The organism is Serratia sp. 201 (assembly GCF_037027545.1).
Lineage (GTDB): Bacteria > Pseudomonadota > Gammaproteobacteria > Enterobacterales > Enterobacteriaceae > Serratia > Serratia bockelmannii.
This window is the reverse complement of record NZ_JAXCHC010000001.1, coordinates 936,860-959,471: the sequence shown is the minus strand read 5'-3', so window position 1 is coordinate 959,471 and position 22,612 is coordinate 936,860. Positions and strand designations below refer to the sequence as shown.

Sequence of the window (22,612 nt, the reverse complement as noted above, 5' to 3'; positions counted from 1 at the left end):
AAACCCTGCGACATGGGGAAATTCAGCGGGTTAACGCGGTGCTTTATGCTGTATTCAGCCGAGATGGCTGCGGGAACCCGGTCGGCCCCCGCAGGAGAGAAAACGATCAGTACTGATTGAACATCTGCTGGATTTGCTTCGCGCCTTTGGCTTGCGTCAGCGCGAGCTGCAGCAAAATGCGCGCTTTTTGCGGATTCAGCGTGCCGGCGGCCACGAAGCCGTACTTGGCGTCGTCCACTTCCGCATCTTCGGTAGTGGCGCCGGTCGGTACGCGCGAAGAACGCACCACCGCCACGCCGTTGTGTGCCGCCGTCGCCAGGGTGTCGAACACCGTTTTATACAGGTTGCCGTTGCCGACCCCGGCGCTGACGATGCCCTGGTACCCTTCGGCGATCAGCGCCTTGACCGGCGCATCGGAGGCGTTGGCGTAGTTGTAGACGATGCCGACCTTCGGCAGTTCGTTCAGCTTGCTGACGTCGAACGGCGTATCACGGGTATGCTTGCGCTGCGGTGAGCGCTGGTAATCGACCTTGCCGTTGTGGATATACCCGAGCGGGCCGAAGTTCGGCGACTGGAAGGTCTGCACGGCGGTGGTATTGGTCTTGGTGACGTCGCGCGCGTCCAGCACGGTGTCGTTCATCGCCACCAGCACCCCGCGGTTGGCCGATTGCGGATCTGCCGCCGTCACCACCGCATTATACAGGTTGAACGGGCCATCGGCGCTCATCGCCGTCGCCGGCCGCATCGCCCCGACAAGCACCACCGGCTTGTCGCACTTCACCGTCAGATCGAGGAAATAGGCCGTCTCTTCCAGCGTATCGGTGCCGTGGGTGATGACGAAGCCGTCGGTTTTGCCGCAGTCGGCGTCAATTTTCTTCACCAGCGTCAGCCAGACCTGATCGTTCATGTCCTGCGAGCCGATGTTCACCACCTGCTCCCCCTGCACGTTGGCGATATCTTTCAGCGCCGGCACCGCATCGACCAGCGCCTCGACACCCAGCTTGCCCGCGGTATAGTTAGATTTCGTCGCCGAATCGCCGCCACCGGCGATGGTGCCGCCGGTCGCCAGCAGGGTGATGTTGGGCAGCGCCAGCGCCGAGGCGCTGACGCCGGTCAACAAGAGGATTAACACGCTGAGTTTCACTGATTTCATTAGATTTCTCCGTGACAGATAACTCGCTGAATTATGGCCTTTATCCTTAAAAAAACTGTGACTTTGCCACCGCTTTAGGAATACGTGGAGCTCCAGCGTAAAACCCCGTATCATTGCGCGTTTTTAGTACGCGCAAAAAGTGAAGACAATGACGCAAACTTTTATCCCCGGTAAAGACGCCGCTCTGGAAGACTCCATCGCCCGTTTCCAGCAGAAACTGAGCGACCTCGGTTTCAACATCGAAGAAGCCTCCTGGCTGAATCCAGTGCCGCACGTGTGGTCGGTGCACATTCGCGATCGCGATTGCCCGCTGTGCTTCACCAACGGCAAAGGCGCCAGCAAAAAAGCCGCGCTGGCCTCCGCGCTGGGTGAATATTTCGAGCGCCTGTCCACCAACTACTTCTTCGCCGATTTCTATCTGGGCAAGCAGATCGCCGAAGGCGACTTCGTGCACTACCCGAATGAGAAATGGTTCCCGATCCCGGCGGACGATACGCTACCGGCCGGCATCCTCGACGAGCGTCTGCACGCCTTCTACGATCCGCAACAAGAGCTGAGCGCCAGCGATCTTGTCGATCTGCAATCCGGTAACGCCGATCGCGGCGTGTGTGCGCTGCCGTTTACCCGTCAGTCCGACCAGCAAACCGTGTACATCCCGATGAATATCATCGGCAACCTGTATGTTTCCAACGGCATGTCCGCCGGCAACACCGCCAACGAAGCGCGGGTGCAGGGCCTGTCGGAAGTGTTCGAGCGCTATGTGAAAAACCGCATCATCGCCGAATCCATCAGCCTGCCGGCGATCCCGGACGAAGTGCTGAATCGCTATCCGGGCGTGGTGGAAGCCATCGCCAAACTGGAAGAGGAAGGTTTCCCGATCCTCTCCTATGATGCCTCGCTGGGCGGCAACTACCCGGTAATCTGCGTGGTGCTGTTCAACCCGACCAACGGCACCTGCTTCGCCTCGTTCGGCGCGCACCCGGACTTCGGCGTGGCGCTGGAGCGCACGGTAACCGAGCTGCTGCAGGGCCGCAGCCTGAAAGATCTCGACGTGTTCACCGCACCGACCTTCGATGACGAAGAAGTGGCGGAACACACCAACCTGGAAACGCACTTCATCGACTCCAGCGGCCTGATCTCCTGGGATCTGTTCAAGCAGGATGCGGACTATCCGTTCGTTGACTGGAGCTTCAGCGGCAGCACGCAGGAAGAGTTCGCCACCCTGATGAGCATCTTCGACAAAGAAGACGCGGAAGTGTACATCGCCGACTACGAGCACCTAGGCGTCTACGCTTGCCGCATCATCGTGCCGGGCATGTCCGATATCTACCCGGCAGAAGACCTGCTGCTGGCCAACAACAGCATGGGCGCGCACCTGCGCGATACGCTGCTGGCGCTGCCGGGCAGCGAGTGGGAGCCGGAAGAATACCTGGCGCTGATCGAGCAGTTGGACGATGAAGGGCTGGACGATTTCACTCGCGTACGCGAACTGCTGGGTATTGCCAGCGGCAAAGACAACGCCTGGCATACCCTGCGCGTGGGCGAGCTGAAGTCGATGCTGGCGCTGGCGGGCGGCGATCTGGATCAGGCGCTGATTTGGACCGAATGGACGCAGGACTTCAACGCCTCGGTGCTGAGCCCGGCGCGCAGCAACTACTACCGTTGCCTGCAAACGCTGCTGCTGCTGGCGCAGGAGCCTGAGCGCGAAGCGGCGCAATACTACACCGCGTTCGTGAAAATGTACGGCCAGGAAGCGGTGGACGCGGCCTCGGCCGCCATCAGCGGTGAAGAGCGCTTCAACGGGCTGTTCGCCGTCGATGCCGATCTAAAGGCGCTGCCGGCCCATCAGGCGCTGCTGGCGGCCTACGAGAAGCTGCAGGCGGCCAAACGCCGCCACTGGGCCAAGGCCTAAGCATCATCAGGGGATACTGCCACTTTGAGAGTACCCCAGTTACCAAACGCCGCACTCCGTTGCGGCGTTTTCATTTTTGCGGTTTATTTCAACGCATTCGGTTTTATTTTTTCGCCGGGAAGTAGGCGGTTAAACGACCATAAAAATAAATAAACCGCCAATTGTTATCGGACGGTGAAATAATAATTAACCGACAATTAAACTTTCAGCGCTGCACGGCGACAAAACGCCTAAAAATTTAACTTTACTCCACGCCGTCCACCCGGTGAATTCAAAAAAAATTGCAAACATTAAAAAAATGTTTTCATTTAAAAATCAATAAATTAACCATAAAAACCACACAAAAAACACGTCATTTTGGCGCTCTACTTCCCCGCCTTATGATCCAAATCAAATTTTCCCCTATACTGCTTTGCTAGTATCTCATTGCGTTGTTTTAACCCTTAAGAGCGAGAGTTAGTTTGAAAACTGACAGCCCATTCGATCTGATTTTACCTGCGGCAACGGCGAAAATCGCTGAAGATGCCGGCGTGTATAAAGCCACCAAACATCCGCTGAAAACGTTTTATTTGGCGATCACCGCCGGTGTCTTCATTTCCATCGCCTTCGTTTTCTACATCACGGCGACCACCGGCACCGCCGGCGTGCCTTTCGGGCTGGCGAAACTGGTCGGCGGCATCTGCTTCTCTCTCGGGTTAATGCTGGTGGTGGTATCGGGCGCCGACCTGTTCACCTCTACCGTACTTATCGTCATCGCCAAGGCCAGCGGCCGCATCAGCTGGGGCCAACTGGGTGCCAACTGGCTGAACGTTTATCTTGGCAACCTGGTCGGCGCGCTGTTCTTCGTGGCGCTGATCTGGTTCTCCGGCGAGTATATGGTCGCCAACGGCCAGTGGGGCCTGAATGTTCTGCAAACCGCAGACCACAAGCTGCATCACACCTTTATCGAAGCCGTCTGCCTCGGCATTCTGGCTAACCTGATGGTCTGCCTGGCGGTCTGGATGAGCTACTCCGGCCGTACCCTGACCGACAAGATGCTCGCCATGGTGCTGCCGGTCGGTATGTTTGTCGCCAGCGGCTTCGAACACAGCATCGCCAACATGTTTATGATCCCTATGGGCATCGTGGTCAAACACTTCGCCACGCCGGAATTCTGGCAAGCCGTAGGGGCGGTACCTGAGCAATTCGCTCATCTGACAGTAAGCAACTTCATCATCGACAACCTGATTCCGGTCACCATTGGTAACATCATCGGCGGCGGTCTGCTGGTTGGGTTGACTTACTGGGTAATTTATCTGCGCGGGGGCCGCGAACAGCACTAAGCTGTGAGTTACCGCGCGCAGAGTTAGAAATCCACAATCAAAGGTAGGTGTACAATGACCGAACTTAACGAGAAATTAGCCAACGCTTGGGAAGGTTTCAGCAAGGGTGACTGGCAGAATGAAGTCAACGTTCGTGACTTCATCCAGAAAAACTACACGCCTTATGAAGGTGACGAATCCTTCCTGGCTGGCGCAACTCAAGCCACCACCACCTTGTGGGACAAGGTTATGGAAGGGATCAAACTGGAAAACCGCACTCATGCGCCGGTTGATTTCGACACCAACGTTGCTTCAACCATCGTTTCTCACGACGCGGGTTACATCGCCAAAGAGCTGGAAACCATCGTGGGTCTGCAGACCGACGCCCCTCTGAAACGCGCGCTGATCCCGTTCGGCGGCATCAAAATGGTCGAAGGTTCGTGCAAAGTGTACGGCCGCGAACTGGATCCGCAGCTGAAAAAAGTGTTCACCGAATACCGTAAAACCCACAACCAGGGCGTATTCGACGTTTACACCAAAGACATCCTGAACTGCCGTAAATCCGGCGTGCTGACCGGTCTGCCAGACGCTTACGGCCGTGGCCGCATCATCGGCGACTACCGCCGCGTGGCGCTGTACGGCATCGACTTCCTGATGGCCGACAAGCTGAACCAGTTCAAATCGCTGCAGGAAAAACTGGAAAACGGCGAAGACCTGGAAATGACCATCCAGCTGCGCGAAGAGATCGCTGAACAGCATCGCGCTCTGGCTCAGATCAAAGAGATGGCCGCCAAATACGGTTACGACATCTCTGGCCCGGCCACCAGCGCCCAAGAAGCGGTGCAGTGGACCTACTTCGGCTACCTGGCCGCGGTGAAATCCCAGAACGGCGCCGCCATGTCCTTCGGCCGCGTGTCCACCTTCCTCGACGTGTTCATCGAACGCGACATCAAGGCGGGCAAACTGACCGAAGAGCAAGCGCAGGAACTGATCGACCACCTGGTGATGAAACTGCGTATGGTGCGCTTCCTGCGTACCCCTGAGTACGATGAACTGTTCTCCGGCGACCCAATCTGGGCGACCGAATCCCTGGCCGGTATGGGCGTCGACGGCCGTACCCTGGTCACCAAAAACAGCTTCCGCTTCCTGAACACCCTGTACACCATGGGGCCGTCGCCGGAGCCGAACATGACCATCCTGTGGTCTGAGAAGCTGCCGCTGAACTTCAAGAAATTCGCGGCGAAAGTGTCCATCGACACCTCTTCCGTACAGTACGAAAACGACGACCTGATGCGTCCTGACTTCAACAACGATGACTACGCCATCGCCTGTTGCGTCAGCCCGATGATCGTCGGTAAGCAAATGCAGTTCTTCGGCGCCCGCGCCAACCTGGCGAAAACCATGCTTTACGCCATCAACGGCGGCGTTGACGAGAAACTGAAAATGCAGGTCGGCCCGAAAGAAGCGCCGATGATGGACGAAGTGCTGGACTATGACAAAGTCATGGCCCGCATGGACCACTTTATGGATTGGCTGGCCAAGCAGTACGTGACCGCGCTGAACATCATTCACTACATGCACGACAAGTACAGCTACGAAGCTGCGCTGATGGCGCTGCATGACCGTGACGTTTATCGCACCATGGCTTGCGGCATCGCCGGTCTGTCCGTGGCGGCCGACTCCCTGTCCGCCATCAAGTACGCGAAAGTCACCACCATTCGCGACGAAGACGGCCTGGCCATCGACTTCAAAGTGGAAGGCGAGTACCCGCAATTCGGTAACAACGACGCCCGCGTCGATGACATCGCCTGCGACCTGGTGGAACGTTTCATGAAGAAAATTCAGAAACTGCGCACCTACCGCAACGCGGTACCGACTCAGTCCGTACTGACCATCACCTCCAACGTGGTGTACGGTAAGAAAACCGGTAACACCCCGGATGGCCGCCGCGCAGGCGCACCGTTCGGCCCAGGTGCCAACCCGATGCACGGTCGCGATCAGAAAGGTGCAGTCGCCTCCCTGACCTCGGTAGCCAAACTGCCGTTTGCCTACGCGAAAGACGGGATCTCCTACACCTTCTCCATCGTGCCTAACGCGCTGGGTAAAGACGACGACGTGCGTAAAGCCAACCTGGCGGGCCTGATGGATGGTTACTTCCACCATGAAGCCTCCATCGAAGGCGGTCAGCATCTGAACGTCAACGTAATGAACCGCGAAATGCTGCTGGACGCGATGGAAAATCCTGAGAAATACCCTCAGCTGACCATCCGCGTCTCCGGTTACGCCGTGCGCTTCAACTCGCTGACCAAAGAGCAACAGCAGGACGTCATTACTCGTACCTTCACTCAAACGATGTAATAACGCCGACCGGGCGGGAAACCGCCCGGTGCCAACGTCAGGGCCGGTTCTGCCGGCCCTTTTCTCCCACTGCTCTCCCCTGACTCTGTGCGAGTCTGTTTTGCCGGACATCTATACTGAATGGATAGCCGGCAAAACAGTTATCCGGCAACTGACCGGCCGACAGGCATCATTACCCCCGGTGGCGGCTCCACCCGCTGCTGCATCGCAGATACCTGGCCGGCGGCCACGCGCCTATTTTTAGACTGCGTTTGACAGTCAATATTGGAGAAAACCCCGCAATGTCAGTAACTGGTCGCATCCACTCCTTCGAATCCTGCGGCACCGTCGATGGGCCCGGGATCCGCTTTATCGTCTTCTTCCAGGGCTGCCTGATGCGCTGCCTCTATTGCCATAACCGCGACACCTGGGACACCCACGGCGGCAAAGAAGTGACCGTCGAAGAGCTGATGAAAGACGCGGTGGCCTACCGCCACTTCATGAACGCTTCCGGTGGCGGCGTGACCGCGTCCGGCGGCGAGGCGATCCTGCAGGCTGAATTCGTGCGCGACTGGTTCCGCGCCTGCCATGCCGAAGGCATCAATACCTGCCTGGACACCAATGGCTTCGTGCGCCGCTACGATCCGGTGATCGACGAGTTGCTGGACACCACCGATCTGGTGATGCTGGATCTGAAACAGATGAACGACGATATCCACCAGAATCTGGTCGGCGTCTCCAACCACCGCACGTTGGAATTCGCCCGCTACCTGGCGAAACGTAACCAACGCACCTGGATCCGTTACGTAGTGGTGCCGGGCTGGTCAGACGACGACAAATCGGCGCACCTGCTGGGCGAGTTCACCAAAGACATGACCAACATCGAGAAAATCGAGCTGCTGCCTTACCACGAGCTGGGCAAGCACAAATGGATAGCGATGGGGGAAGAGTACAAACTGGACGGCGTGCATCCGCCGAAGGCCGAGACCATGGATCGCGTCAAAGGCATCCTGGAAAGCTACGGTCACAAAGTGATTTACTGATTGGCGCACGCCAAAAGAAAAAACCGGCTCATGGCCGGTTTTTTTATGCTCAGGCGGCGGCGAACGGCGTGTGGTGGTGATCCGGCTTCTGCTTTTTCAGCAGCATCAGCAGGTAAACCAGCGCTACGGCGGCGATCATCACGAACAGCACACGGTCGGAGTAGTTTTGCATCAGCAGCGCCGTCATCGACGGGCCCAGCAGGCTGCCGATGGTGTAACTCATCAACAGCGCCTGGTTCATCGCCACCAACTCATGCGGCAGCGCCTTCTCGCAGGCCCAGGACATCGCCACCGGATACAGGGTAAAGCCGGCGCAGCCGAGGATGAACAGCGAGGGCGCCATGGCGTAGTTGCCGAGCATCGCCACGCTGGCGAGGATCACCACGAACACCTGAATGCGCAGCACCAGCAGGCGCCCGTAACGATCCGCCAAGCGCCCGACCGGCCATTGCCCGACGATGCCGGAGCTGACCAGCAGCGCCATCCAGTAACCGACGTTGGCGTCGCTCATGCCCTGATGGGAGAGGTACAGCGGCATCAGGCCATACAGTGAACCGAGCACGATGCCGGAGATGATACAGCCATTGATGCCGAGGCGCGCGCTGCGGCGTCTCAGCATTGTCCACACCGCCGCCTGCTGCGGCTCGTCTTCATGGCGGTTGACCCGCGCGAACAGCATCGGCAACATCGCGCTGATCACAATGGCGGTCACCCACGGCACCACGTGCAGCAATTCCGTCGAAGTCATGCTCAACAGCAATTGGCCGGTCACCGTACCGAGATAATAAACGATCATATAGGCCGCCAGCAGTTGGCCGCGGTTGCTCAAATTGCCGCTGCGCAAAAGCGCGCTCTCCACGATCACCCAGATCCAGGCGCAGCCGACGCCGGCGAAGAAACGCCAGCCCAGCCAGCTCCAAAAATCGATCGACAGCACCATGCCGGCGGTCGCGGCGGCGAACACCAGGCAAGAAAGATGATAGCTGCGGGTAAAACCGACGCGCTGGATCAGTTTGCCCGCCACCAACGTGCCCAACAGGTTACCGCTGAAATAAGAGGAGCTGACCATTCCCACCTGCCAGGTTGACAGCTGAGCATGGGTTAACCAAAGCGGCACTAACGTATTCAAAACGGCAATGGATACCGTGAGCAGCAAAAGGCCGCAGAGCAATAGGAGCACTGGGCGGGAGTATGCGGACATAGTGAAATTGTGACCGAACGCGCAATGAGAGTGCGCGCATCATGCCACTGGCGATAAAAAAGTCAATCGCCTCTTATCATTCCACCGCACGATTTGTTTCCGGCTAACCGGCTGAAAAAGCGCTATGCTCAGCGCAGAGCGGATTTAACGATGAGGAGGCAAGATGGAACACGCAAATGATGCGGCGGTAGAGGCCCTGCTGGCGGACATCGGCAGCACGCACGGTGAGCTGCTGGCCATTGTGCAGCAGGTACGTCGGATCGCCGAGACGAGCGGCAGTGGCGTCACCGAATCGGTCAAATACGGCGGCATCATGTTCTCGCATACTCAATTTTTCTGCGGCGTTTTCGCCTATCGCCACCACGTCACGGTGGAGTTCGGCCACGGCTACCGGATGGCAGACGGCCATCATCAGCTCGAAGGCAACGGCCAGTATCGGCGGCACATCAAGCTCCACTCGTCCGGCGAGGTGAAAAGCAAACATCTTGCGGACTACATTCAACAGGCTTACGCGCTGACGACAGACTGAATTCTCGACATAAAAAAAGCGCCCGCAGGCGCTTTTTTCTCGTAGTTTGCCGTTTAGCCGATGTATTCCAGGCCGCCCATATAAGGACGCAACACTTCAGGCACCTGAATGCGACCGTCGGCCTGCTGGTAGTTTTCCAGCACCGCCACCAGCGTACGGCCGACCGCCAGGCCGGAACCGTTCAGCGTGTGGACCAGACGCGGCTTCTTGTCGGCCTTGCTGCGGCAGCGAGCCTGCATGCGGCGCGCCTGGAAGTCCCACATGTTGGAGCAGGACGAGATCTCGCGGTAGGTGTTCTGCGCCGGCAGCCACACTTCCAGATCGTAGGTCTTGCAGGCGCCGAAGCCCATGTCGCCGGTGCACAGCAGCACCTTGCGGTAAGGCAGGTTCAGCAACTGCAGCACTTTTTCCGCATGGCCGGTCAGCTCTTCCAGGGCATCCATCGAATCTTCCGGACGGACGATCTGCACCATTTCGACCTTGTCGAACTGGTGCATGCGGATCAAACCGCGGGTGTCACGGCCGTAAGAACCGGCTTCCGCACGGAAGCATGGCGTGTGCGCGGTCATCTTCAGCGGCAGAGTTTCCTCTTCGACGATCTCGTCGCGCACCAGGTTGGTCAGCGGCACTTCCGCCGTTGGGATCAGCGCGTAGTTGCTGCTGTCGGCTTCTTCTTCCAGCGGACGGGTATGGAACAGGTCTTCGCCGAACTTCGGCAGTTGGCCGGTACCGTACAGCGTGGCGTGGTTGACCAGGTAAGGCACGTAGGCCTCCAGGTAGCCGTGCTGCTCGGTGTGCAGATCCAGCATGAACTGGGACAGCGCGCGGTGCATGCGGGCGATTTGCCCCTTCATGACCACGAAGCGCGAACCGGTCAGCTTAACCGCGGCGGCAAAATCCAGCCCGCCGGCCATTTCGCCCAGATCGACGTGATCGCGCACCGCGAAGTCGTACTGGCGCGGTTCGCCCCAGCGGGTGACTTCCAGGTTTTCACTGTCGTCTTTACCATCCGGCACGGCGTCGTCCGGCATGTTAGGCAGAGTCAAAGCGTAATCGCGGATCTCGCTCTGCAGCGTATCCAGCTCTGCCTTGGCGGCATCCAGCTTGTCACCCAGCTCGTTCACTTCGCGACGCAGCGGCTCGATGTCTTCCCCACGCGCTTTGGCCGCGCCGATGGATTTCGATCGGGAGTTGCGTTCCGCTTGCAGCGTTTCAGTTTCTACCTGCAGAACTTTGCGGCGTTCTTCCTGCGAACGCAGCAGATCCAGATCGAGTTTAAAGCCTCGGCGAGCCAGTTTGACGGCGACTGCGTCTAGCTCATTACGCAGCAGATTGGGATCGAGCATGCTAATCCTGTGCTTGTTGTTATTGAAAGAAGTGTTGTTGTTCTATGCGGCTGATTTATAGTCGCATAAAAGAAGAGTGATACCCGCTAACCTTACCGCAACGGCCTCGTTAGCGGTAGCGTTTTGTCGGGCTATTTTGATCCTGCTCAGCCAGCCATGCCAACTTTTCGCCGATTTTCCCTTCAAGCCCACGCGAGGTCGGTTGATAGTAGCGTGTCTTGGCCATTTCGGGCGGGAAATAGTTCTCGCCGGCGGCGTAGGCGTTGGGTTCGTCGTGGGCGTAACGGTACTCCGCCCCCAGCCCCATCTCCTTCATCAGCTTGGTCGGCGCGTTGCGCAGGTGCTCCGGCACGTCATAATCGGCCTGCTCTTTGGCGTCGCGCATGGCGGCCTTGAACGCGGTGTAAACCGCGTTGCTTTTCGGCGCGCAGGCCAGGTAAACAATCGCTTGCGCGATGGCGCGCTCGCCCTCTGCCGGCCCCACGCGGGTGAAACAATCCCAGGCGGCGATCGCCACCTGCATGCCGCGCGGATCGGCGTTGCCCACGTCTTCAGAGGCAATCGCCAACAGACGGCGCGCCACATAGAGCGGATCGCCGCCGGCGGTAATGATACGCGCATACCAGTACAGCGCGGCGTCCGGCGCCGAACCGCGCACTGATTTATGCAACGCGGAAATCAGGTCGTAATAACGGTCGCCCTTGTTGTCGAAGCGCGCACTGCGCTCGCCCGACACCTCCTTGAGCAGCTCCGGCGTCAGCACCCGCACGCCTTTGGCGTCGAGCTCCGCCATGTCTGCCATCATTTCCAGGCTGTTCAGCGCCCGGCGCGCATCGCCGCCCACCAACTCCGACAGCAGGCGGCGCGTTTCCGCGGGTAGCTCGACGTTCTGATTGCCAAAGCCGCGCGCCTTGTCGCTCATCGCCTGATCCAGCACCTGGCCGATATCTTCGGCGGTCAGCGCCTTCAGCAGGTAAACGCGGGCGCGGGACAACAGCGCCGAGTTCAGCTCGAACGACGGATTTTCGGTAGTGGCACCGATAAAGGTGATGGTGCCGTCTTCGATGTGCGGCAGGAAAGCGTCCTGCTGGCTCTTATTGAAGCGGTGCACTTCGTCGACGAACAGGATGGTGCGGCGGCCGGCGTCGCGATTTTGCCGCGCCCGCTCGATCGCCTCGCGGATCTCCTTGATGCCGGAGGTCACGGCGGAGATCCGTTCGACATCCGCCTGACCGTAACGGCCGATCAGCTCTGCCAACGTCGTCTTCCCGGTGCCCGGCGGCCCCCATAAAATCATCGAGTGCAGCTGCCCGGCCTCGATGGCGCGCGGCAGCGGCTTGCCGGCGGCCAGCAGATGCTGCTGGCCGATATACTGCGCCAGCGTGGTCGGGCGCATACGCGCGGCCAGCGGCTGGAACTCGTTCTGGGAAAAATCGAGCGACAGATTATTACTCACTTGCACCTCACTGGCGCTGGTCGTCCAGCGTCACCCCCTTCGGCGGGGTAAATTTGAATTTGGCCGGATCGGCGGCAACGTTCTGCTGGCTTTTCAGCGTATAAGCACTACGCTGGCCATCCTGCTCCACCGCGGCAAAGCTGCGGATGGTGCCGCTGTTGGTCACGCTGATGGCGAATTGCTTCAGGTTGCCGCTGGCGGATTTTGGCGTCAATTCGAAATCATCGCCCTTTTGCTTCACGTTGTACTGCTTCCAGTCGCTGGCGTTATTGCGGGTGATCAGCATAAACGGCGTATTGCCGGTGGCGTTCTTCAGCCAGGTCGCCGTCACCTGCTCGACGAACGGGTTGTAGAACCACAGGGTCTGGCCATCGGAAACCAGCACGCTCTCATCGGGTGACGTCATGTGCCAGTTGAACAGGTTCGGCCGCTTCACCCACAGCTCGCCTTCACCCTGTTGCACCGCGGCGCCTTCGGCGCTGGTCACGGTTTGCGAGAAGCTGGCGTGGAAACTGTTCACCTTCGCCAGGCGACTTTGCAGATCCTGTGCGGCATCGGCCAGCACGGAGGTAGAAGCGAATCCCGAAAGCAGACAGCAGGCAACTAACAGTTTTTTCATTATTCCAGATACCTTATGAAATGCGTTAACCGCAGGGCGACGCCGTGCGGGTCAATCAACCCTTTACTCCGTTACTTTACCTGAAGCCGGCGATCGGCCGGTAGGCCAATGTTCCGAGAAGAAACGGGTTTACGCTTCTTTGCACAAGGGCCGCTTAAGCGGCCCTTTCTTATTGAATTGCAATGGCTAAGCGACCATCAATCGTGCCGTGGCGGCGCCAGCACCTCGCGGTTGCCGTTGTGCCCCTGCTCGCTGACGATGCCCTGCGCCTCCATCTGTTCGATGATGCGCGCGGCGCGGTTATAGCCGATACGGAACTGGCGCTGTACGCCGGAGATGGAGGCGCGGCGTTTATCCACCACGAAATCCACCGCCTGGTCAAACAACGGATCCAGCTCTTCGTCGCCGTCCATCCCGCCACCGGCACCGCCCTCGCCATCTTCGCCGCCGCTGAGAATGCCCTCTTTATATTGGGGCCGCTCGCGCGCTTTCCAATCCTTGACCACCGCGTGCACTTCCTGATCGCGCACGAATGCGCCATGTACACGCACCGGGATCGAGGAGTTCGGCGCCAGATAGAGCATGTCACCCATACCCAGCAAGGACTCGGCGCCCCCCTGATCGAGGATGGTGCGGGAGTCGATCTTGCTCGACACGGTAAAGGCGATACGCGTCGGAATGTTGGCCTTGATCAGGCCGGTGATCACATCCACCGAAGGACGCTGGGTCGCCAGCACCAGGTGGATACCCGCCGCACGCGCTTTTTGCGCCAGGCGAGCGATCAACTCTTCAACCTTCTTGCCAACCGTCATGATCAGGTCGGCGAATTCGTCGACCATCACCACGATGTACGGCTCTTTCTCCAACACCGGCGGCGTGATGTCCATGCTGTCGGTCGGTTTCCAGAACGGATCCGGGATCGGACGCCCCATCGCTTCGGCCTGATCGACACGCTCGTTGTAGCCGGCCAGGTTACGCACGCCCAGGGCAGACATCAGTTTGTAGCGGCGTTCCATCTCACCCACGCACCAGCGCAGCGCGTTGGCGGCGTCTTTCATGTCGGTGACCACATCGGTCAACAGGTGCGGAATACCTTCGTAAACCGACAGCTCCAGCATTTTCGGGTCGATCATGATAAAGCGCACTTCTTTCGGCGTGGCTTTATACAGGATGCTCAGGATCATGGCGTTGACCCCGACCGACTTACCGGAACCGGTGGTACCGGCGACCAGCAAGTGCGGCATTTTGCCCAGATCGGCCACCACCGGTTCGCCGGAGATGTCCTTACCCAATACGATGGACAGCGGCGACGGGTTGTCGCGGAAGGCCGGGCAGTCCAGCACTTCGCGCAGGTACACCGTTTGACGCTTGGCGTTCGGCAGCTCCAGACCGACATAAGGCTTACCGGGGATCACTTCCACCACGCGCACCGCCGAAGTCGACAGCGAGCGCGCCAGATCGCGCGACAGGTTGGAAATGCGCGCCGCTTTAACGCCCGGCGCCAGATCCAGCTCGAAGCGGGTGATGACCGGCCCCGGCAGGATATCCACCACGTCGGCTTTTACGCGGTAATCGGCCAAACTGGCCTCCACCAAGCGCGCTTTCTGTTCCAGCGCGAAGGAGTCGACCGGCTCCACCTCTTTCGGCGCTTCGGTCAGCAGATCCAGCGTCGGCAGCGGCGTGGTCGGCTTCTGCAGCGGCTGATCGTTGCGCATCAGGAACGGGTGAATCAGGCTGTCCATCGCCGGGTGCGGCTCAGCCGGAGCTTGCTGAGGCTGCTGCTGAACCGGTTGCTGTGGCTGCTGATATTGCTGCTGCGACGGCTGTTGATACTGCTGTTGTTGCTGCGGCTGCTGATAAGATTGCTGCTGCGGCTGTTGGTATTGTTGCGGCTGCGTATGCGGTTGCTGGGCAGCCGGCGCCGCAGGCTCAAACTGGCCAAACGGCACGTCGTCCTCTTGCTCGCTTTGCTGTTCAATGCGCTCTTCAAGCTGTGGGGACAGCGTGAACATCGGCTCGCTCGGGCCATCGTCCACTAAATCCGCCATCGGCGAGAAGCTGAAAGCATTACGGGTATCGACCGGGCTGGCGGCCGGCGCCTGCGGGGCAGTCTCTTGCTGGCCATAACGCGCCTGCTGCTGCTCGGCGAAAGCCTGACGCAGCGCAGCGTCTTGCCGCGCCTCTTCATCGTCCTGTTGGACTTCACCGTAACGTTGGTTCTGTTGTTCGGCGAACGCTTTACTCAGCTCGGCTTCCTGCTGAGCCTGTTCATCATCCTGCTCCGGCGCGTAGCTTTCGCCATAGCGCTGGCTTTGCTGTTCGGCGAACGCCTGGCGCAGCGCGGCTTCTTGCTGCGCCTCTTCTTCCTGCGGGCTCACCGCCGTCGGCTGTTGAGGCTCCGCCTGGCGCTGTTCCTGTTCGGCAGCACGCTGCGAAGGCAGCTTGATGCCGTAGGAAGCCAGCTCACGACGGGTCGGAATACGCACCGGATTCGGCCGCGGCAACTCAGGGCCGATACCCTGTTTAACCTGAGAATTGCCGTCGCTGGTCGCCGTGAAGGCCGGCATAAAGGTCGCCGCCGCGGCGCCCGCAGCGGCAGCGGCTGCCGTATCCAGTTGTGGCTTGGCGCCGGTGGCGCTGAAACCACCTGCTCCGCTGACGTCGGCACTGTCGCGCTGCGCGGCGGTAAAATCAAAGGGAGAACGCGCTGTCGGCTGCGGGGCCGGCTCTTGCCAATTGCCCAGGCGCGGCTCATCGTCATCCTGATAAGGATCGACAGGGCGCGTCGCCTTAGGCGCTGGTGTTTCTTCCGGGATTTCGAAGGAATACAGCGGCGGCGTGGCGTCTTGCGCCGGGGTGCTCACCGGGTGCTGATTGACCGAGGCCGGCGCGGCCGGCGCCACCGTTACCGACGGCGCCTGTGTGGCGATCGGCGCGGCAACGGGCTCGTGGATCTCTGCCTTCACCGCTGGTGCAGGCGAAGCCGCCGGCGCGATTGGCGCGGCGTCGGCTTCAACCTCACTATCGTCGGCTCGCAGGCCGCTGAGCAACGGATCGGCGGCGTCTTCCCCCGCCTCTTTGGCGCTTTCGGTGACCGAGGGTGCGGAGAACAGCACGTCGTCATCGGCAGCCGCGGCTCCGGCGGCGGTCGCCGCAACCGCTGCAGCGGCGCCCTTCCCTGCCTGCTCAGGCTCGTCGTCAACGTAACGCTCGTCATCCTCGAAATAGCGATCTTCGCGGCGTGAGCGATTGGTCATCACCGTCGCGACGCCCAACACCGCACCGCCGATCTTCTCGGCGATCACCAGCCAGGACCAGCCGGTAAACAGCGTCAGCCCCGCCGCCCACACGCACAGCAGCGCCAGCGTAGCGCCGATGCCGTTGAACCACGGCAACATGGCGTTGCTCAGCAGGCTGCCGATCACGCCGCCGGAAGCGAAGTAATAGAGATCGTCAACGTTCAGCGCCGCCAACCCGCAGGAGGTAAGCACTAACGCCAAGGTACCGATCAGGCGCAGGGAGAGCGCGAAATAGTCGACGTAGTCTTTGTTGCCGCGTTGGCGATAGGCTGCCCAGCACAGGATCAGCATGATCGGCGGTATCGCGTAGGCGAGCACCCCGAAGGTGAAGAACAGCGTGTCGGCCAACCAGGCCCCAACACCGCCGCCCAAATTGTGAATCGGCTCATGCCACGCGGTCTGCGACCAGCTTGGGTCAGACGGATTGAAACTGACCAACGCAGCCATGAGGTAAACGGCAAAAATCGCTACCACGATAAGCGCAGCCTCCAGCAAACGCCGGCCACTGCTGAGTCTTTTCAGGGTAACTTCTTTATCTTCTGTATATTCCTGGCTCAAGAAAGGCTCTCCAGGTTCCTGTTAGCTGACATAGCAACAGCGCCGAGAAGCTTCCCCGGCGCCGAAACTGTATGAATAAACAGGAGTGTAACCAATTTAATCAGGTTTTGCACCTGCACCTTACCGTGTTTTGATAACCAGACGGTTACTCTGTTTCACTTCTTCCATCACTACGTAGGTACGGGTGTCGTTAACCCCCGGCAAACGCAGCAAGGTTTCGCCCAGCAGTTTGCGGTACGCCGACATGTCCGGTACGCGGGTTTTCAACAGGTAGTCGAAATCACCGGAAACCAGATGACACTCCTGAATCTCTTCAAGCTTCTGCACTGCCGAGTTGAATTGCTCAAACACATCCGGCGCGCCACGGTTCAGCGTGATCTCCACGAAAACCAGCAGGGACGCATCCAGATAATGCGGGTTAAGCAATGCGGTATAGCCATGAATGAAACCCTGGCGCTCGAGACGGCGCACGCGTTCTAAACATGGTGTCGGGGATAACCCCACGCGCTTCGAAAGCTCGACGTTCGAAATACGCCCATCCTTCTGCAGCTCATTCAGGATGTTGCGGTCGATACGGTCGAGATCTTTACCCGGGCGTTTCTTGTTGTCTGCCATTATTATTGTCTCTCTTATTTTCTTCCGTGCACTTGCCACACCCTAGCCAACGTCAATGTGTAAGGGTTCGTTCCAAGCGAAGACCCGATGCCTGTCATATGCTTCTTCACTACCATCATTCCACGCCGCGCAGCCTGTCTGTCCAACCCCGCGCGACGCCGGCAACGACGTTTAGGTCGAGAAAAAATCAGCAAACGCTTGCGCGCCCTGCTCCGCACATCCACCGCGCATTGCCGCCTCGCGGCGCAAATACGTACGATTTGCTGGTGTTACGGGGATAATTTCTTCTTCCTATGATGTTTTCGCAAATGCGCAGCGGATTGTCAAAGTAAAAGAAGCAAAATCAGAACAACGTACCGTCATGAAAAGTCTGCATCCCATTTTTGGTTATGAATCGCTGGCAGATAAACCCCGGTAGGGAGCGGCTGAAGTCGCAGAATGCGCCGTTTTTGCGCGGTTGGCGATTCGGTAGCCGAATGCGGCTTTGATAAGGTAAATTTCTGCGTTCGGCGTACGATTTGCCGACAGCGGGCGCATTAATAGGCGACAACTATCATACAAATCGTTAACAACGTCGCCCGGCGCTTTTTTTACTGCGCCATTTTCCCTACAATCGGCTTCATTGTCCGCCATTGTGGAATAAAGAGGTTATTCATGGGCACGGCTAAACATAGCAAATTACTGATTCTGGGCTCCGGCCCGGCCGGTTACACCGCCGCCGTCTACGCGGCGCGCGCCAACCTGAGCCCGGTGCTGATCACCGGTCTGGAGCAAGGCGGCCAGCTGACCACCACTACCGAAGTGGAAAACTGGCCGGGCGACGCCGAAGGCCTGACCGGTCCGGCGCTGATGGAGCGCATGCGCGAACACGCGGAGAAGTTCCAGACTGAGATCGTCTTCGATCATATCAACAGCGTCGATCTGCAGCAGCGTCCGTTCCGCCTGTTCGGCGACAGCGGCGAATACAGCTGCGACGCGCTGATCATTGCGACCGGTGCCTCCGCCCGCTACCTTGGCCTCCCTTCCGAAGACGCCTTCAAGGGCAAAGGCGTTTCCGCCTGTGCGACCTGCGACGGTTTCTTCTACCGTAACCAGAAAGTCGCCGTGGTCGGCGGCGGCAACACTGCCGTTGAAGAAGCGCTGTACCTGTCCAACATCGCCGCCGAGGTTCACCTGATCCACCGCCGCGACAGCTTCCGTTCAGAGAAGATCCTGATCGACCGGCTGATGGAAAAAGTGAAAAGCGGCAACATCGTGCTGCACACCGACCATACGCTGGACGAAGTGCTGGGCGATGAAATGGGCGTGACCGGCGTGCGTATCCGCAGCACCAAAGCGGAAAACGAAACCCGTGAACTGGAACTGGCCGGCGTGTTCATCGCCATCGGCCACAGCCCGAACACCGGCATCTTCGGCGGCCAGCTGGAGCTGGAAAACGGCTACATCAAGGTGCAGTCCGGCATTCACGGCAATGCGACCCAAACCACCATCCCCGGCGTCTTCGCCGCTGGCGACGTGATGGATCACATCTACCGTCAGGCGATCACCTCCGCCGGCACCGGCTGTATGGCGGCGCTGGACGCAGAGCGTTACCTGGACGGCATCGCCGGCGCAGAAGTCTGCTAAGACGTTCTCTTCATCAGCGAAAAGCGGCTCTCGAGCCGCTTTTTTTTGTCTTCAGCCCCCAGGAGGATGCACGCCGATGCATAATCTTCTTCACTGGCGCTTGCTGGTTGCCGTCGCCGACAACGGCACCATCACTCAGGCTGCGGCGCTCTGCGGCATGACGCAGTCTGCCGCCAGCCGGGCCATCGCTCAACTGGAGACGATGCTGAGCACCCGGCTTTTGGTGCGCCAGCCACACAATGTCGTCCTGACCCAAAGCGGCCTGCAGATCGTCGCCCATGCCCGCACGATGTTGGAAGGACTGCGGGCCATTCAACAATGCGCGCAGCAAGCCGGTAACGCGCACGCGGGCAAAATACGCCTGGCCAGTTTCCCGTCGGCATTTAGCACGCTGTTGCCGCCGCTGCTGCGCAAGTTTCGCCGTCTGTATCCCGACATTGAGCTGATTACGCTCGAGGGCACCGACCACGAAGTGGAGAGCTGGTTAACATCGGCAACGGCAGACATCGGCGTGGTGCTCAATCCGGCACCGGAGCGGCTGTGTTTCCCTTTGGGGGAAGACACCTGGTTAGCGGTCGTGCCCAGCGCGCACCCGCTGGCGCGAGCGCGGCGGCCGGTGGCGCTGGATGCCCTGTTCCGGCTGCCTTTCATCCTGGCGACCGGCGGATGTGATGTGAATGCGCAAAGTTTGGCGCAGCAGTCGGGCCTGGCGCTGGCCAATATCCGCGCCACCGTCAGCGACTGGCAAACGGCGTTGACGCTGGTCAGAGAAGGCACGGGCGTTGCGCTGATGCCCGCATCGGTGATCCCGCCCGATGCGCTCGGAGTTTGCGCTCTGCCGCTCGTTGCGCCGGTTTATCGTCGTTTCGGCCTGGCCTGCTCATCCGAGGCGGCGGCCCTACCGCCCGTCCAAACCCTGCTGAATTACCTGCGCAAACAGGAGCAAACCCTGGCCAGTCGCTGAGCTAATAGCGGCTTTCTGAAATTTCCATTTTCCCGCCGGCATCCGCGTCGGCATGCTGTGGCAAGCGCTCTCATTGACCCACAAGGAAATAGCATGAAGCTGTATTTTGCTCCCGATGCCTGCTCGCTGGCCCCACATATCGTCCTGCGGGAATTAGCGATCCCTTTCACCCTGGTCAGGGTAAACAATCGCAGCAAGCGCTGCGCCGACGGTGAGGATTTCTATCGCATCAACCCAAAAGGTTACGTCGCCGCCCTGCAGCTGGACGACGGCAACGTGATCACTGAAGGCCCCGCCATCGTTCAATACCTCGCCGACCAGCGCCCAGAGAGCCGGCTGGCACCGCCACCGACGGCCTTTGAGCGGGTAAGGCTGCAGGAATGGCTTAATTTCATCACCAGCGAGATCCATGCCGGTGCCGCCCCCTTGTTCAATGATGCCCTGCCCGAAGATGCCAAGGCGTTGCTGCGCGACAAGTTGAGACGGCGATTGGGTTATCTCGCGCAAGCGTTGGCACAACAAACTTACCTATTGGGAACGTATTTCAGCGTCGCTGACGCTTATCTGTTTACCGTGTTGCGCTGGATGGCGCGCTTCGAGATTTCGCTGAGCGAGTGGCCACCGCTCCAGCATTATGTGATGCGGATCGCAGAGCGAGCGTCGGTGCGCGCCGCTCTGGAAGCCGAGGCCACGAGTGAGCAAGTCAAATAGTCGGTAACGCGTCTGTTATAGCCACATTTGGCCGCTTTATTATTTTCAGTCTGCCGGGTGACGAGGTAACATGGGACCTCGCTTGTTTGTCGCCGATTGCGCCAAACACTATTATTTAACAGTACGTTAACCCAGTCCGTAACAAACGGGCACCGGCGACGCAGACGCATATCTGATGAAAAAAAACAGACAGCAACAGTTAACCCGTTGGCTTAAAACCCAGAGTTCGTTGGCGCAGCGTTGGCTGCGCCTTTCCATGCTGTTGGGGCTGTTCAGCGGCCTGCTGATCGTGGCGCAGGCGTGGCTGCTGGCCAGCCTGCTGCACGCCCTGATCATCGAACATACCCCGCGCGAACAGCTGATCCCTTCGTTTATCTGGCTGGCCGTCGCGTTCGCATTGCGGGCGCTGTTGAGCTGGCTGCGGGAACGGGTCGGTTTCCTGTGTGGCCAGGTGATCCGTCAGCGCATGCGCCAGCAGGTGCTGGATAAACTGCAGCAGCTCGGCCCGGCCTGGATCCAGGGCAAACCGGCGGGCAGTTGGGCCAGCATCATCGTCGAGCAGATCGAGGATATGCAGGACTATTACTCGCGCTATCTACCGCAGATGTATCTGGCAGTCTTCATCCCGCTGCTGATCCTGATCGCCGTCTTCCCGATCAATTGGGCCGCAGGCATCATTTTGCTGGCGACCGCGCCGCTGATCCCGCTGTTCATGGCGCTGGTCGGCATGGGAGCCGCCGATGCCAACCGCCGCAACTTCGTGGCGCTGGCGCGATTGAGCGGCAACTTCCTCGACCGCCTGCGCGGCCTGGACACCCTGCGGTTGTTCGACCGCGCGCAGGCCGAAACGGCGCAGATCGCCAAATCCTCCGAAGACTTCCGCAGCCGCACCATGGAAGTGCTGCGTATGGCCTTCCTCTCTTCCGGCGTGCTGGAGTTCTTCGCTTCGATTTCCATCGCCGTGGTGGCGGTGTACTTCGGCTTTTCTTACCTCGGCGAACTCAACTTCGGCAGCTACGGCCTCGGCGTAACGCTGTTTTCCGGTTTTCTGGTGCTGATTCTGGCGCCGGAGTTTTTCCAACCGCTGCGCGATCTCGGCACCTTCTACCATGCCAAGGCGCAGGCGGTCGGCGCGGCGGAAGCGCTGGAAACCTTCCTCAGCGCCGAAGGCGAGCAGATGGGCAACGGCACGCGGCAACTGCCCGCCGATCAACCGCTGACGCTGCAGGCGAACGCATTGGAAATCCTGTCGCCGAACGGCGTACTGCTGGCCGGGCCGCTGAGTTTCACCCTGCTACCGCAGCAGCGCGTAGCGCTGGTCGGGCTGAGCGGCGCCGGCAAAAGCTCGCTGCTCAATCTGCTGCTCGGCTTCCTGCCCTACCGCGGCTCGTTGACCGTCAACGGCATCGAGCTGCGTGAACTGTCCGCAGAAAACTGGAGGCAACAGCTGAGCTGGGTCGGTCAGAACCCGCACCTGCCGGCGCAAACCTTGCGCGCCAATATCCTGCTGGGCTGCCCGCAGGCCGACGAAGCGCAGCTGCAGCAGGCGGTGGAACTCGCCTACGTCAGCGAACTGTTGCCGTATCTGCCGCAGGGGCTCGACACCGAAGTGGGCGACAACGCCGCCCGCCTGTCGGTCGGCCAGGCGCAGCGCGTGGCGGTCGCCCGGGCGCTGATCGGCCCGCGCCGCTTGCTGCTGCTGGATGAACCGGCCGCCAGTCTCGATGCCCACAGCGAACAACGGGTGATGCAGGCGTTGAATGCCGCTTCGCATCAGCAAACCACCCTACTGGTCACGCACCAGTTGGAAGATACCGAAGACTACGATCAGATCTGGGTGATGGATAACGGGCGCATCGTGCAACAGGGCGATTACGCCACCCTCAGCGCCCAGCCGGGCCTGTTCGCCACTCTGATCGCCCATCGCCGCGGGGAGCTTTAA

At 59.6% G+C, this 22,612-nt stretch carries 16 protein-coding genes; 9 read left to right on the top strand and 7 right to left on the bottom strand.

Annotated elements, in window-relative coordinates; all coding sequences use genetic code 11:
- Positions 1–106 precede the first annotated feature (106 nt).
- Positions 107–1,153: an L-asparaginase 2 gene (ansB, locus tag WA302_RS05020; protein ID WP_089195719.1), complete on the bottom strand. Its 1,047-nt coding sequence runs from the start codon at positions 1,151–1,153 to the stop codon at positions 107–109.
- 148 nt (positions 1,154–1,301) lie between these two features.
- On the opposite strand from ansB, the gene ycaO reads away from it, so the two are divergent.
- From ycaO to pflA, 4 genes are all read left to right on the top strand, one after another.
- Positions 1,302–3,065: a 30S ribosomal protein S12 methylthiotransferase accessory factor YcaO gene (ycaO, locus tag WA302_RS05015; RefSeq protein WP_043137692.1), complete on the top strand. Its 1,764-nt coding sequence runs from the start codon at positions 1,302–1,304 to the stop codon at positions 3,063–3,065.
- Between the two features lie 461 nt (positions 3,066–3,526).
- Positions 3,527–4,387 (top strand): formate transporter FocA, encoded by an 861-nt coding sequence (focA, locus tag WA302_RS05010; RefSeq protein WP_019454548.1) that lies wholly within the window; start codon positions 3,527–3,529, stop codon positions 4,385–4,387.
- A gap of 54 nt (positions 4,388–4,441) precedes the next feature.
- Complete coding sequence (gene pflB / locus WA302_RS05005) at positions 4,442–6,724, top strand: formate C-acetyltransferase (RefSeq protein WP_004928286.1); 2,283 nt, start codon at positions 4,442–4,444, stop codon at positions 6,722–6,724.
- A gap of 281 nt (positions 6,725–7,005) precedes the next feature.
- Entirely contained in the window at positions 7,006–7,746 is a 741-nt protein-coding gene (gene pflA, locus WA302_RS05000) for a pyruvate formate lyase 1-activating protein (protein WP_016928325.1), read from the top strand.
- Positions 7,747–7,795: 49 nt separating this feature from the next.
- On the opposite strand, the gene WA302_RS04995 is transcribed toward pflA, so the two are convergent.
- Positions 7,796–8,947 (bottom strand): MFS transporter, encoded by a 1,152-nt coding sequence (locus tag WA302_RS04995; protein WP_033637849.1) that lies wholly within the window; start codon positions 8,945–8,947, stop codon positions 7,796–7,798.
- 163 nt (positions 8,948–9,110) lie between these two features.
- Here WA302_RS04995 and WA302_RS04990 point away from each other — a divergent pair, with 163 nt between their 5' ends.
- The gene (locus WA302_RS04990) at positions 9,111–9,476 is read left to right on the top strand and encodes a DUF1801 domain-containing protein (RefSeq protein ID WP_164099911.1); all 366 of its coding nucleotides are present in this window, start codon (positions 9,111–9,113) and stop codon (positions 9,474–9,476) included.
- 53 nt (positions 9,477–9,529) lie between these two features.
- Here WA302_RS04990 and serS read toward each other — a convergent pair whose 3' ends face one another.
- The 5 genes from serS to lrp form a co-directional block, all read right to left on the bottom strand.
- Complete coding sequence (serS, locus tag WA302_RS04985; RefSeq protein WP_261456183.1) at positions 9,530–10,822, bottom strand: serine--tRNA ligase; 1,293 nt, start codon at positions 10,820–10,822, stop codon at positions 9,530–9,532.
- A 109-nt stretch (positions 10,823–10,931) separates the two neighbouring features.
- Positions 10,932–12,218, bottom strand: coding sequence for a replication-associated recombination protein A (locus tag WA302_RS04980; protein WP_049204286.1), 1,287 nt, complete (start codon positions 12,216–12,218; stop codon positions 10,932–10,934).
- A gap of 67 nt (positions 12,219–12,285) precedes the next feature.
- Positions 12,286–12,897, bottom strand: coding sequence for an outer membrane lipoprotein chaperone LolA (gene lolA / locus WA302_RS04975; RefSeq protein WP_015377319.1), 612 nt, complete (start codon positions 12,895–12,897; stop codon positions 12,286–12,288).
- A gap of 197 nt (positions 12,898–13,094) precedes the next feature.
- Entirely contained in the window at positions 13,095–16,754 is a 3,660-nt protein-coding gene (locus WA302_RS04970) for a DNA translocase FtsK 4TM domain-containing protein (protein ID WP_049208011.1), read from the bottom strand.
- Between the two features lie 120 nt (positions 16,755–16,874).
- Complete coding sequence (gene lrp / locus WA302_RS04965) at positions 16,875–17,369, bottom strand: leucine-responsive transcriptional regulator Lrp (protein WP_004928318.1); 495 nt, start codon at positions 17,367–17,369, stop codon at positions 16,875–16,877.
- Between the two features lie 654 nt (positions 17,370–18,023).
- On the opposite strand from lrp, the gene trxB reads away from it, so the two are divergent.
- The 4 genes from trxB to cydD all read left to right on the top strand — a co-directional run bounded on the left by trxB (position 18,024) and on the right by cydD (position 22,612).
- The gene (gene trxB, locus WA302_RS04960) at positions 18,024–18,995 is read left to right on the top strand and encodes a thioredoxin-disulfide reductase (protein ID WP_049204246.1); all 972 of its coding nucleotides are present in this window, start codon (positions 18,024–18,026) and stop codon (positions 18,993–18,995) included.
- 76 nt (positions 18,996–19,071) lie between these two features.
- Positions 19,072–19,959: a LysR family transcriptional regulator gene (locus tag WA302_RS04955; RefSeq protein ID WP_261456182.1), complete on the top strand. Its 888-nt coding sequence runs from the start codon at positions 19,072–19,074 to the stop codon at positions 19,957–19,959.
- A 93-nt stretch (positions 19,960–20,052) separates the two neighbouring features.
- Positions 20,053–20,670, top strand: coding sequence for a glutathione transferase GstA (gene gstA / locus WA302_RS04950; RefSeq protein ID WP_141997711.1), 618 nt, complete (start codon positions 20,053–20,055; stop codon positions 20,668–20,670).
- A 175-nt stretch (positions 20,671–20,845) separates the two neighbouring features.
- Complete coding sequence (gene cydD, locus WA302_RS04945) at positions 20,846–22,612, top strand: heme ABC transporter permease/ATP-binding protein CydD (protein ID WP_060447477.1); 1,767 nt, start codon at positions 20,846–20,848, stop codon at positions 22,610–22,612.

Coding starts and splice junctions, on each gene's coding strand:
- ansB (WP_089195719.1), bottom strand. CDS start 1,153: ATGAAATCAGTGAAACTCAGCGTGTTAATCCTCTTGTTGACCGGCGTC.
- ycaO (WP_043137692.1), top strand. CDS start 1,302: ATGACGCAAACTTTTATCCCCGGTAAAGACGCCGCTCTGGAAGACTCC.
- pflB (WP_004928286.1), top strand. CDS start 4,442: ATGACCGAACTTAACGAGAAATTAGCCAACGCTTGGGAAGGTTTCAGC.
- pflA (WP_016928325.1), top strand. CDS start 7,006: ATGTCAGTAACTGGTCGCATCCACTCCTTCGAATCCTGCGGCACCGTC.
- WA302_RS04995 (WP_033637849.1), bottom strand. CDS start 8,947: ATGTCCGCATACTCCCGCCCAGTGCTCCTATTGCTCTGCGGCCTTTTG.
- WA302_RS04990 (WP_164099911.1), top strand. CDS start 9,111: ATGGAACACGCAAATGATGCGGCGGTAGAGGCCCTGCTGGCGGACATC.
- serS (WP_261456183.1), bottom strand. CDS start 10,822: ATGCTCGATCCCAATCTGCTGCGTAATGAGCTAGACGCAGTCGCCGTC.
- WA302_RS04980 (WP_049204286.1), bottom strand. CDS start 12,218: ATGCGCCCGACCACGCTGGCGCAGTATATCGGCCAGCAGCATCTGCTG.
- lolA (WP_015377319.1), bottom strand. CDS start 12,897: ATGAAAAAACTGTTAGTTGCCTGCTGTCTGCTTTCGGGATTCGCTTCT.
- lrp (WP_004928318.1), bottom strand. CDS start 17,369: ATGGCAGACAACAAGAAACGCCCGGGTAAAGATCTCGACCGTATCGAC.
- trxB (WP_049204246.1), top strand. CDS start 18,024: ATGGGCACGGCTAAACATAGCAAATTACTGATTCTGGGCTCCGGCCCG.
- WA302_RS04955 (WP_261456182.1), top strand. CDS start 19,072: ATGCATAATCTTCTTCACTGGCGCTTGCTGGTTGCCGTCGCCGACAAC.
- gstA (WP_141997711.1), top strand. CDS start 20,053: ATGAAGCTGTATTTTGCTCCCGATGCCTGCTCGCTGGCCCCACATATC.
- cydD (WP_060447477.1), top strand. CDS start 20,846: ATGAAAAAAAACAGACAGCAACAGTTAACCCGTTGGCTTAAAACCCAG.